Source organism: Saccharopolyspora sp. NPDC000995, assembly GCF_053599315.1.
In genome coordinates this window covers 37,174-49,653 of the sequence record NZ_JBSFLZ010000039.1, presented here as the reverse complement: position 1 = coordinate 49,653, position 12,480 = coordinate 37,174, and the positions used below count along the sequence as shown (strand labels likewise).

Below are 12,480 nucleotides of genomic sequence, written 5' to 3'. Positions count from 1 at the left end.
GATCTGATGCCGCCCGGCCTCAGCCAACCCCAGATCCCGGACAGCGAACTCCAGGCCGTTGACCTTCTGCAACTCGACGCTCATAACAACCTTTCTCTGCTTCCGGATTAAGACAGGCGGGAATCAGGTGTTGAAGTACTTCGCTTCTGGATGGTGGGCGATGATCGCGTCGGTGGACTGCTCGGGGTGCAGCTGGAACTCCTCGGAGAGCACCACGCCGATGCGCTCGGCCTCCAGCAGGTCGACGATCTTCGCGCGGTCCTCGATGTCCGGGCAGGCGCCGTAGCCGAAGGAGTACCGCGCGCCGCGGTAGCCGAGCTTGAAGAACTCCTGGACGTCGGCCGGGTCCTCCTCGGCCACCGAACCGCCCGAGGACCACTGGAGCTCCCGCCGGATGCGGCGGTGCCAGTACTCGGCCAGCGCTTCGGTGAGCTGCACGCCCATGCCGTGCACCTCCAGGTAGTCCCGGTAGGCGTTGCGGGCGAACAGTTCGTTGGCGAAGTCGGCGATCGGCTGGCCCATGGTGACCAGCTGCATCGGCAACACGTCCACCTGGCCGGTCCGCTCGGCCTGCTCCCTCGACCGGAAGAAGTCCGCCAGGCACAGCCGCCGGTCGCGCTTCTGCCGCGGGAAGAAGAACCGGTGCCGCTCCGGGGCGTCCGGCTCTTCCTTGTCCAGCACGACGAGGTGGTTCCCCTCGGTCACGCACGGGAAGTAGCCGTAGACCACGGCCGCGTGCTGCAGGATGCCCTCGGTGGACAGCTCGTCGATCCAGTGCCGCAGCCGTGGCCGGCCCTCGGACTCGACGAGTTCCTCGTAGGACGGTCCCTCGCCCTTCTTCGCGCCGCGCAGGCCCCACTGGCCGAAGAACGTGGCCCGCTCGTCCAGCAGCGCCAGGTAGTCGGCGACCGCGACGCCCTTGACCACCTTCGAGCCCCAGAACGGCGGCGTCGGCACCGGCGCGTTCACGTCCACATCGGACCGCGTGGTGTCGGTGTACTCCGGCTCCGGCCCCTGCGCGGCCTTGCGCTTCTCGGCGATGCGCAGCGACCGCTCGCGACGAGCCTTGCGTTCGGCCTTCTTCTCCCGCTCGGCCGCATCGTCGGCAGGCGCGTCACCGCGCTTGACGGCCATGATGCGGTCCATCAGGTGCAGGCCTTCGAAGGCGTCCTTCGCATAGCGCACATCGCCCTGGTAGACCTCGTCCAGGTCGTTCTCCACGTAGGACCTGGTGAGCGCCGCCCCTCCCAGCATCACCGGGTACTTCTCGGACATCCCCCTGGAGTTGAGCTCCTCCAGGTTCTCCTTCATGATCACGGTCGACTTCACCAGCAGCCCGGACATGCCGATGGCGTCGACCTTGTGCTCCTCGGCGGCGTCCAGGATGGCGCTGATCGGCTGCTTGATGCCGATGTTGACAACGTCGTAGCCGTTGTTGGACACGATGATGTCGACCAGGTTCTTGCCGATGTCGTGCACGTCGCCCTTGACCGTGGCCAGCAGCAGCTTGCCCTTCCCGCCGGAGTCGTCCTTCTCCATGTGCGGTTCGAGGTGGGCGACGGCCGCCTTCATGACCTCGGCGGACTGCAGCACGAACGGCAGCTGCATCTGCCCCGAGCCGAACAGCTCGCCCACGACCTTCATGCCGGCCAGCAAGTTCTCGTTGATGATCTCCAGCGGCGGCTTCTCCGCCATCGCCGCGTCCAGATCCGCTTCGAGCCCGTTGCGCTCACCGTCGACGACCCGCCGCTCCAAGCGCTCGAACAGCGGTAGCTTCGCCAGCTCCTCAGCGCGCGAGGCGCTGCTGGACTTCGCGGTCTTGCCCTCGAAGATCTCCATCAACTTCTGCAGCGGGTCGTACCCCTCGCTGCGCCGGTCGTAGATCAGGTCGAGCGCGGTCTGCCGCTGCTGCTCATCGATCTTACTCATCGGCAGGATCTTCGAAGCGTTCAGGATCGCGGTGTCCAGACCCGCTTCCCGGCATTCGTTGAGGAACACCGAGTTCAGCACCTGCCGCGCCGCCGGGTTGAGCCCGAACGAGACGTTCGACAAGCCGAGCGTGGTCTGGACGTCCGGGTGGCGCTTCTTGAGCTCCCGGATCGCGTTGATCGTCTCGATGGCGTCCTTGCGGACCTCTTCCTGACCCGTGGTGATCGGGAAAACCAGGCAGTCGATGATGATAGAGGACTTCCCCAGACCCCAGTTGGTGGTCATGTCCTCGATCAGCCGCTCGGCGACCCGCAGCTTCCACTCGGCGGTGCGCGCCTGGCCTTCCTCGTCGATGCAGGTCACCACGACGGTGGCGCCGTGCTCGACCACGAGCCTCATCACGCGCTCATACCGCGAGCCCGGCTCGTGACCGTCCTCGTAGTTCACCGAGTTGACCGCGCACCGGCCGCCCAGGTGATCCAGACCGGCCTCGATCACGTCCGGCTCCGTGGAGTCCACCATGATCGGCAGGGTCGAGGAAGTCGCCAGGCGCGACGCCAGTTCCCGCATGTCGACCGTACCGTCGCGGCCGACGTAGTCAACGCACAGGTCCAGCATGTGCGCGCCCTCGCGGGTCTGGGCCTTGGCGATCTCCACGCAGTCGTCGTAGCGGCCTTCCAGCATCGCCTCGCGGAACGCCTTGGAACCGTTGGTGTTCGTGCGCTCACCGATGTTGAGGATCGACGCGTCCTGTTCGAACGGCACCGACTGGTACATCGACGAGATCGCCGGGATGTATTCGGGCTGGCGCATCTTCGGCCGCAGCGACGCGACGGCCCCGGCCACCGCGCGCACGTGCTCGGTGGTGGTGCCGCAGCAGCCGCCGACCAGCCGGGCGCCGAAGTGGTTGACGAACCCGACCAGAGCCTCGGCCAGCTCGTCGGGCTGCAGCGGGTACACGGCACCGCCTGCGCCGAGTTGGGGCAGACCGGCGTTGGGCATCACCGACAGCGGGATCCGGGAATTCTGCGCCAGCACTCGCAGGTGCTCGCTCATCTCCGCCGGACCGGTCGCGCAGTTCATCCCGATCAGGTCGATGCCCAGCGCCTCCAGCGCGGTCAGCGCCGCGCCGATCTCGGAACCGACCAGCATCGTTCCCGTGGTCTCCACGGTGACCTGGGCGATGATCGGCAGCTGACGACCGGCCTGGGCCATCGCGCGCTTCGCGGCCACGATCGCGGCCTTCGTCTGCAGCAGGTCCTGCGAGGTCTCAACCAGCACCACGTCTATGCCGCCGTCGAGCATGCCCAGCACCTGCTCGACGTAGGCGTCGCGCAGCACGGCGTAGGGTGCGTGGCCCAGCGTCGGCAGCTTGGTGCCCGGACCGACCGAACCGAGCACGTACCGCGGCCGCTCCGGCGTCGAGTACTCGTCGGCGGCCTCGCGGGCCAGCGCCGAGCCCTTCTCCGCTAGCTCCCGGATCCGTTCCGGGATGTCGTACTCGGCGAGGTTGGCCAGGTTCGCCCCGAACGTGTTGGTCTCGATCGCGTCCGAGCCGGCCTCGAGGTAGCCCCGGTAGATCGAGGACACCACGTCGGGCCGGGTCACGTTCAGGATCTCGTTGCAGCCCTCCAGGTTGGCGAAGTCGTCCAACGTCAGGTCGAACGCCTGCAGCGCGGTGCCCATGCCGCCGTCGGCGACGAGGACGCGTTCGCCGAGGGCGGTGAGGAACCCGCTCGGATCGTTCTGCCGGTCTGCCATGCCCCTGCTACTCCCGTTCTCAGCGAAGCTTCGGCTGGACCTCGGCCGCGGCGGCGTCGCCGTACGCCTCAGCGATGCGGGCCGCGAACGAGTCGCGCTCCACCTCGTACTCCTGGGGGCCGTCGGTCTCAAGCGAAACTGTGGCCAGCGTGCAGCCGAGCTGCAGCGAGCGCTCCAGCCCGAAGTCGTGGGTCAACCCGGCCAGGAACCCGGCGCGCAGCGCGTCGCCGACGCCGGTGGGGTCGCCCTTCTGCTTCTCCTTCGGCGGCGCGACCTCGATGGTCGGCTCCGACTTGGACTCCACCTGAACGCCCTTGGGTCCGAGCGAGGTCACCCAGATGCCGACGCGCTCCAGCACCTCGGTGTGGGTCCAACCGGTGCTCTGCAGCAGCAGGCCGTGCTCGTACTCGTTGGTGAACAGGTACTCCGCGCCCTCGACGAGCTTGCGGATGTCGTCGCCTTCCATCCGGGCGAGCTGTTGGCCCGGGTCGGCGAGGAACCGGTAGCCGCGGTCCCGGCACTCCTGGGTGTGCCGCAGCATCGCGTCCGGGTCGTTGGCGGAGATCACCACGATGTCGAGGCCACCGAGCCGGTCGGCGACCGGCTTGAGCTCGATCTCGCGGGCCTCGGCCATCGCGCCCGCGTAAAATGAGGCGATCTGGTTGTGGTCGGTATCTGTGGTGCAGAGGAACCGCGCGGTGTGCTTGGTCCCGGAGACGTGCACCGAGCCGGTGTCCACTCCGTGACGCTCCAGCCACGCGCGGTACTCGTCGAAGTCCCTGCCGACGGCGCCTACGAGGGCCGAGCCGATGCCGAGCTGGCCGAGGCCGAAGGTGATGTTGGCCGCGATCCCGCCGCGGCGCACCTCCAGCTCGTCGACCAGGAATGACAGCGACACCTGCTGGAGGCGATCAGCGACGAGCTGATCGGTGAACCTACCGGGGTAGGACATCAGATGGTCGGTGGCGATCGAACCGGTCACCGCAATCCGCACTGCATTACTCCTTCACCAGGGTAGGTCGGCTGCCACTGCGGCACCGACCACGAAGCTCTACTGGACCCGGGCCGTCACAGCGGAATGCGGGGCGCACGCCACGCCCCGCAGTCCGCCGCCACGGGCTTGGGGTCAACGTCAGATACCGGCGGCGCTCTTCAGCGCCTCGGCCCGATCGGTGCGCTCCCACGGCAGGTCGACGTCGCTGCGCCCGAAGTGACCGTACGCTGCCGTCTGGGCGTAGATCGGCTGCAGGAGGTCGAGGTCACGCACGATGGCCGCGGGGCGCAGGTCGAAGACCTCGTTGATCGCCGCCTGGATCTTGACCGGGTCGACGTTCTCGGTGCCGAAGGTCTCCACGAACAGGCCCACCGGGGCGGCCTTGCCGATCGCGTAGGCGACCTGCACCTCGATGCGGCTGGCCAGGCCCGCCGCGACGGCGTTCTTTGCGACCCAGCGCATCGCGTAGGCGGCGGAGCGGTCGACCTTCGACGGGTCCTTGCCGGAGAACGCACCGCCGCCGTGGCGGGCCATGCCGCCGTAGGTGTCGACGATGATCTTCCGGCCGGTCAGGCCCGCGTCGCCCATCGGGCCACCGACGACGAACCGGCCGGTCGGGTTCACCAGCAGCCGGGTGTCGGCGGACTCCAGGCCGACCCGCTGGATCTCCGGGTCGATGACCTTCTCCTTGATGTCCCTGGTCAGCATGCCTTCGAGGTCGATGTCAGCGGCGTGCTGGGTGGAGAGCACCACGGTGTCCACGCGCACCGGCTGGTCGCCGGCGTACTCGATGGTCACCTGGGTCTTGCCGTCCGGGCGCAGGTACGGCAGCACGCCGTCCTTGCGGACCTTGGTCAGCCGCCGCGACAGGCGGTGCGCCAGCGCGATCGGCAGCGGCATCAGCTCGTCGGTGTCGGTGCAGGCGTAGCCGAACATCAGGCCCTGGTCACCGGCGCCCTGCTTGGCGATCTCGTCGATCACGCCCTCGACCCGCGTCTCGTGCGCGACATCCACGCCCTGCGCGATGTCCGGCGACTGCGAGCCGATGGCGACGTTCACGCCGCAGGAGGCACCGTCGAAGCCCTTGGCCGAGGAGTCGTAGCCGATCTCCAGGATCTTCTCCCGCACGATCGTCGGGATGTCCGCGTAGGCGTCAGTGGTCACCTCGCCGGCCACATGCACCTGGCCGGTGGTCACCATCGTCTCCACCGCGACCCGCGACCGCGGGTCCTGGGACAACAACGCGTCCAGCACGGCGTCGCTGATCGCATCGCAGATCTTGTCCGGGTGCCCCTCGGTCACCGACTCACTGGTGAACAACCTGCGGTTGATCTCACTCACGACTGCTCCTCACCTCACAGCTGATGCTGCTTTAGATCCTTGCGTACGATAGTGGCGATTTACAGCACGGGGGGCCAAAACATTTTCCGGTCTCGTCTTGCGGGTTCGATGCCGATTGCGTGCGCGGGCTTAACGGCTGCGTCGCTTCGAGGACGAAGACCAAGCCCACCTCGGACACCTCTCATGCTCGAGCGTGGATGATGCCCCAGGCCAGGTTGCCCGCTTTGCCACCGGCCACCCAGTTCTTCAGACCGGTCTTCATCTTGGTGCGGTACTCGTCGCTGATCCGGTCGGCGAGCTCCGCTTCCTTGCCCTCCAGGACGTGCAGGACCCGCGCGTAGTGCGTCGGCAGGTATTCGGTCAAGTCCTCGAAGTCGAAGTCCTGCAGGCCGAGGCGGGCCAGCTCGCGGCGGTAGAAGCCGGGCGAGCCCATGGTGTCCAGGTTGAGCCGGTCCAGGATCGGCCCGAGGTCCCGCAGCCTGGCGTCGTCGGCGGCCATCGGATCGGTGAAGATGAAGGAACCCCCGCCCTTGAGCACGCGGGTCACCTCCTCCAGGACCCGCTCCCGGTCGCCGCTGTGCAGGATCGCATCCTGCGACCAGACGATGTCGAAGGCATTGTCCTGGAACGGGATGTCCTCGAAGGAACCGTCCTTGACCTCGATCGATTCGTCCAGCCCGGCGGTGCGGTTGAACTCGACGTTGCGGGCGTTCTCGACCTCGCTGAGATTCAGGCAGGACACCTTGCAGCCGTAGGTCTCGGCCAGGTAACGGGCCGCGCCGCCGTAGCCGGAGCCGATGTCCAGGATGCGGGTGTCCGGGCTGATCCGAACCTTGGCGGCCATCCGCTCCACGGTGCGCCGCGAGGCGGCGTCGATGTTCTCGTCCGGAGTCTCGTAGACGCCGATGTGGATGTCGTTGCCGCCCCAGACGTGGTAGTAGAAGTTGTCCGCGTCTTCGGAGTTGTAATAGTCCCGCGCGGTGTGCACCGCGGTCGAGTATACGTCGGAGAGCTCCTCGTCCGGACGGTACTTCTTCTCGGCCACGTGAATGAAGAAGTCCGGCTCCGTATCGTGGTAGGTCTCCTGGAAGTCGCCGTAGGTGTCGATCCGTTGGAAACCGACTTCGCGCATGAGCCGCCGCATGTAGTTCTTCCGCAGCGGATACATGTTCAGGAAGAATTCAGATCGATCGGGGAACGTGTACTTGAATCGCGCCAGACCATCATCGATGTAATCAGGTTCCGCGGAAACGTCGTCACCGGCGTAGTAATAGGTGTGCTTCGTGGAGAATCCGCTGTCCAAAATCGAATCGTAATTGCGCTGATCGATGATCAGCACGCCGTCGTGTTTGAGCATCGCGTAGAACTCGGCCAGGGCTTTGCGCCGATCTCGTTCGGAGAACAGGTGAGTGAACGAGTTGCCCAGGCAGATGATAGCGTCGTATTCGCCGTGGACGTCACGATTCAGCCAGCGCCAGTCGGCGTGCACCACGCGCAGGATGTGGCCGCCGTAGATCAACCCATTGCTGAACGCCTTGGCCAGCATCTGGGGGCTGCCGTCGGCGCTGACCGTCTCGAAGCCCTCCTCCAGCAGTCGCACGGAGTGGAACCCGGTGCCGGTGGCCACGTCGAGGACGGAGCGGACACCGCGGGCCTTGAGCTGGTCGATGAAGAACGAGCCTTCGCTCTGGTAGCGCTTCTTCCAGTCGATCAGCTCATCCCACTTCTCGACGAAACCGCCGACGTACTCGTGCGTGTAGTGGTCCGATTCGCGCACTTCCAACGGATTCTCGCCGAACACCTGCTCTTCGCGGGCCACCAGATCAGCGGTATCCGGAGATCCTTGGTGCTCGCTCGAGGCAAGGTCGTCCACGCTCTTGGCCATTGTTCACTCCCACCACTCACGTTGATCATGCGCCACCGCAAACCCGGGTACGCGCAAAAATCCGTGCCCCGAGCTCCTCCCCTGGCCGTGCCGGGTCGCCGCTGCGAAAAAAGGCAACACCTGGACCGGCGTGGGCAGCCGAGAAACGCTCAAGGCCGCAACACCTACGCCGATCATCGTCCAGTCGGCACCTTTGCCAACCGGCGCTGACGCGGTATTCCTGCGTCGGTTAACCAACCTAGGCGAACGAGATCGCAAAGCAAGCGTACAAACGTGTGACGCTAACCACTGAGATGCGAAGACAGCGTGATTTAGTTTGTCACCCTGGGTGATAAAAGTGCCGCCACCTGCGGTGACTCAGCGCATTTAGAGAGGGATAACGATCGCGCAAGTGCAAATCGACAACGATCTGCGTATACTGGCGCGCGCATCGTGTATCACAATGACTGCAAATTGCACAACCACGAACGCCGATAAAAAATTATTAAAACTACGCATCGCGGCGGTTGACTTCTCTTTTTCGGTAATTCCATCGCGGGATGGGGCACGGACGTTACGGTGCGTGCATCCCGGAAGCGAGCCATTTTCGGCGCCGCCGGAGATCTCGCTTGTCGGCCACCACCCACCGCCCTCCCCCGTCAGGCCTGCTCCACGTTTCCCGGTCGAAGCGTGGGCGGAAGAAGCATCGCCGCGCCAGCTCCAGGGAAGTGTGGCACGCACCGTTGGCACGTGCCACCGGAGCCCCGCCCGGGCTCAGCTCTTCAGCTCGGGGAAGTCCTCCTCACGGAATTCCCGGTTTTCACCGGCGGAGCCGCCATCCGCTCGGTGGAGTGCGTTCTCCCTGCCGCGCAGTTCCACGCGGCGGATTTTGCCGGAGATCGTCTTCGGCAGCTCGTAGAACTCCAGCCGCCGCACCCGCTTGTACGGGGCGAGGTGCTCGCGCGCGAACCGGAGAATGGACAGCGCCGTCTCCCGCGTCGGCTCGTGCCGCCCGGCCAGCACCACGTACGCCTTCGGCACCGCTAGCCGGATCGGATCCGGCGACGGCACCACCGCCGCCTCGGCCACCGCCTCGTGCTCCAGCAGGACGCTCTCCAGTTCGAACGGCGAGATCCGGTAGTCGGATGCCTTGAACACGTCGTCGGTGCGGCCGACGTAGGTGATGTAGCCGTCGGCGTCCCTGGATCCGACGTCACCGGTGTGGTAGTGGCCGCCCCGCGTCACCTCGGTGGTCCGGTCGGTGTCGTCGGCGTAGCCGGTCATCAGGCCCACCGGCCGCGGCTGCAGCGCCAGGCAGATCTCGCCCTCCTCCGCCGGTTCCCCGGTGACGGGGTCGAGCAGCGCCACCTCGAAACCGGGCAACGGGCGGCCCATCGAGCCCGGGCGGACTGGTTGGCCGGGGGTGTTGGCCACCTGCACGCTGGTCTCGGTTTGGCCGAAGCCGTCCCGGATGGTCACCGACCAGGCGCGCCGCACCTGCTCGATGATCTCCGGGTTCAGCGGCTCCCCGGCACCGACCACTTTGGATGGCGGAGTGGCCAGCGTGCCGAGGTCGGCCTGGATGAGCATCCGCCAAACCGTCGGCGGCGCGCAGAAACTGGTGATCCCGCAACGCTGCATCTGCGCCATCAGCCCGGCGGCGTCGAACCGGGTGTAGTTGTAGATGAACACCGTCGCCTCGGCGTTCCACGGCGCGAAGACGTTGCTCCACGCGTGTTTCGCCCATCCCGGCGAGGAGATGTTGAGGTGCACGTCGCCCGGCTCGAGACCGATCCAGTACGACGTGGACAGATGCCCGATCGGATAGGACACGTGGGTATGCTCGACCAATTTCGGTCGCGCCGTGGTACCGGACGTGAAGTAGAGCAACATCGGGTCTTCGGCACGGGTGGGGCCGTCCGGGGCGAACTCATCGTCGGCACCAGCACTGTCCGCATAGCACTCCCATCCGGCCACCGGCTCGCCGACGGCGACGCGCGTGTAGCCGCCGGGCACGTCGGCGAACTTCGCCGTGTCGGCCGCCGTGGTGACCACGTGCCGGGCCCGGCCGCGGTCGATGCGGTCGCGCAGGTCCGCCGGGCCGAGCAGCGGGGTGGCGGGGATGATCACCGCGCCCAGCTTCATCGCGGCCAGGATCGTCTCCCACAGCTCGACCTGGTTGCCGAGCATCAGCACCACCCGGTCACCGCGGGACACGCCCAGCACGCGCAACCAGTTGGCGACCTGGTTGGATCGGCGCGTCATGGCGCGGAAGGAGACCTGGTGCTCGCTGCCGTCGGCGTCGACGATCCACAGCGCGATGCCGTCCCGCCGTTCGCCGATCGTGTCGAACCAGTCCAACGCCCAGTTGAACTCCGCCGGCCGCGGCCATTCGAATTCGCGGCGCGCGGTGTCGTAGTCCTCGCGGTGCCGCAGCAGGAAGTCACGGGCGGTGCGGAACACCTCGGTCGCGGTGCCTTCCTGTGCTGTGGAATAACCAGTCACGTGCACACCTCGTGGACTCGGCAGCTGGCGCTGATTTCCCGAGGGGGCCAACAACGTAACCTCGCGAGCCCTACCGATCCATACCGGTTGCTCCGATTTGCGGGCGCTCTTTCGGCCGCGTTGACTGTCCGTGCGTTCATGGTCATTGTTGTCGGTTGATGGTGATTGCTCTTCGCCTTCTTCGGCAAGTCGGTCTGGAGGCAATCGTGCTGCTGCGCGCCCTGCTGCTCACCACGCTGTTGGCCACCGCCTCCGGGATCCCCGCGGCCGCCGATTCCGCCGCGGCCGCCGCCCCGTGGCGCCCCAAGCCCCCGCCGCTGACCACGCCGTGGACCGACCAGGTCGGCCCGGATAACGCCCTCCCCGAGTACCCGCGCCCGCAGCTGACCCGCGAGCGCTGGCTGAACCTCAACGGATTGTGGTCCTACGGCGGTGGATCCATCCCGCCTACCGCGGCGACCGAGCAGATATTGGTGCCCTATCCCCCGGAATCCGGGCTTTCCGGCATCCAGCGCCACGACGACCACATGCTCTACCGGCGGGCCTTCGAGGTGCCGCGGGACTGGTCCGGGCAGCGGCTGCTGCTGCACTTCGGCGGGGTGGACCAGAAGGCCAAGGTGTCGGTCAACGGCAGGACCGTGGCGGTTCACGAGGGCGGCTACACCGAGTTCAGCGCCGACATCACCGACGCGCTCCGTCCCGGTGTCAAGCAGGAACTGGTGGTGGCCGTCGAGGACCGCAACGACGCCAACCCCTACCCGGTGGGCAAGCAGCGCAACAAGGCGGGCGGGATCCTCTACACCGGCGCATCGGGGATCTGGCAGACGGTCTGGTTGGAGCCGGTGCCCGATGCGCACATCGCCAAGCTCGACATCATCCCGGATCTGCGCGGTTTCGACCTGACCGCCCGGACTTCGGCGCGCGCCGGGCAACGGGTCGAGGCGGTCGTCTTCGACGCCGAGGGCAATGAGGTGTCGCGCGCCAGCGGCCCGGCCGACACGGCCCTGCGGCTGCCGGTGGCAAATCCGCACCTGTGGACCCCCGATGCCCCCGACCTCTACGACATCGCGGTCCGGCTGGTCGGCGCCAACGGCCGCACCCTGGACGAGGTCGGCAGCTACGGCGGACTGCGCACCGTCGAGCTGGTCGACGACTCGCAGGGTCGGCCGCGGATAGCGCTCAACGGCCGGATCCTGTTCCAGCACGGGCCGTTGGACCAGGGATTCTGGCCGGACGGGATCTACACCGCGCCAACCGACGAGGCGCTGCGGTTCGACGTCGCCGAGACCAAGCGGCTCGGGTTCAACATGGTCCGCAAGCACGTGAAGGTCGAACCGGCCCGCTGGTACTACTGGACCGACCGGCTGGGTGTGCTGGTGTGGCAGGACATGCCGTCGCTGCCGATCGACCTCGCCGACGCGCCGGGCAACAACCCACCGCCGGGCGAGGAGGCCCGCGCGAACTTCCGCGACGAACTCACCGCCATTATCGACCAGCTGCGCAGCGTCCCCTCAATCGTGGCGTGGGTGCCGTTCAACGAGGGCTGGGGCGAGTTCGAGACCGCCGAGGTCGCCGAGCTCGTCCGGCGCACCGACCCGACCCGGCTTGTCAACGCCAACAGCGGGGTGAACTGCTGCTATTCGCTGCCGGACACCGGCGCGGGCGACATCTACGACGACCACACCTACGTCGGTCCGGGCAGCCCGGAGGTGCGCGGCGAGCGGGCGTCGGTGGACGGCGAGTACGGCGGGCTCGGGCTGGTCGAGGAAGGCCACCTGTGGCCCGGCGAGCCGGGCGCGTACGAGATGACCAACAGCCGCGCCGAGCTGACCGGCCGCTACGCCGAGGTCAGCCGCGACCTCGCCCACATCGTCGAGACCAACGGGCTGTCCGCGGCGATCTACACCCAGACCACGGACGTGGAGAACGAGGTCAACGGGTTTTTCACCTACGACCGGCGGATCCTCAAGCCCAACTTGGACGTCGTCCGCGCCCACAACCTCGCGGTGATCGACGCGGGTACGCCGTGACGACTGGCGGACGGGACCGCCACCGACCACAGTGGAACGTCATCACGACGCTCGGC

6 protein-coding genes are annotated in these 12,480 nt (G+C 67.0%); 1 reads left to right on the top strand and 5 read right to left on the bottom strand.

Translation table 11 applies throughout. The annotated features are described in order from the left end of the window. Positions 1–123 precede the first annotated feature (123 nt). The 5 genes from metH to ACWDKQ_RS15765 form a co-directional block, all read right to left on the bottom strand. Positions 124–3,690: a methionine synthase gene (metH, locus tag ACWDKQ_RS15785; protein ID WP_450139465.1), complete on the bottom strand. Its 3,567-nt coding sequence runs from the start codon at positions 3,688–3,690 to the stop codon at positions 124–126. Positions 3,691–3,709: 19 nt separating this feature from the next. Continuing rightward, positions 3,710–4,684 carry a carbohydrate kinase family protein gene (locus ACWDKQ_RS15780; RefSeq protein WP_450139464.1) on the bottom strand — a complete coding sequence of 325 codons (975 nt, stop codon included), beginning with the start codon at positions 4,682–4,684 and terminating at the stop codon, positions 3,710–3,712. Positions 4,685–4,822: 138 nt separating this feature from the next. Continuing rightward, a complete protein-coding gene (gene metK, locus ACWDKQ_RS15775; protein WP_450139463.1) occupies positions 4,823–6,025 on the bottom strand; it encodes a methionine adenosyltransferase in 1,203 nt (400 codons plus the stop codon). Between the two features lie 181 nt (positions 6,026–6,206). Next, the gene (locus tag ACWDKQ_RS15770) at positions 6,207–7,910 is read right to left on the bottom strand and encodes a glycine/sarcosine N-methyltransferase (RefSeq protein WP_450139462.1); all 1,704 of its coding nucleotides are present in this window, start codon (positions 7,908–7,910) and stop codon (positions 6,207–6,209) included. Between the two features lie 753 nt (positions 7,911–8,663). Continuing rightward, complete coding sequence (locus ACWDKQ_RS15765) at positions 8,664–10,400, bottom strand: AMP-binding protein (protein ID WP_450139467.1); 1,737 nt, start codon at positions 10,398–10,400, stop codon at positions 8,664–8,666. Positions 10,401–10,600: 200 nt separating this feature from the next. On the opposite strand from ACWDKQ_RS15765, the gene ACWDKQ_RS15760 reads away from it, so the two are divergent. Beyond that, positions 10,601–12,424, top strand: coding sequence for a glycoside hydrolase family 2 protein (locus tag ACWDKQ_RS15760; RefSeq protein WP_450139461.1), 1,824 nt, complete (start codon positions 10,601–10,603; stop codon positions 12,422–12,424). The last annotated feature ends 56 nt before the right edge of the window (positions 12,425–12,480 follow it).

Excerpts from the sequence above, each read along its gene's own strand:
- metH (WP_450139465.1), bottom strand. The coding sequence starts at position 3,690 with ATGGCAGACCGGCAGAACGATCCGAGCGGGTTCCTCACCGCCCTCGGC.
- ACWDKQ_RS15770 (WP_450139462.1), bottom strand. The coding sequence starts at position 7,910 with ATGGCCAAGAGCGTGGACGACCTTGCCTCGAGCGAGCACCAAGGATCT.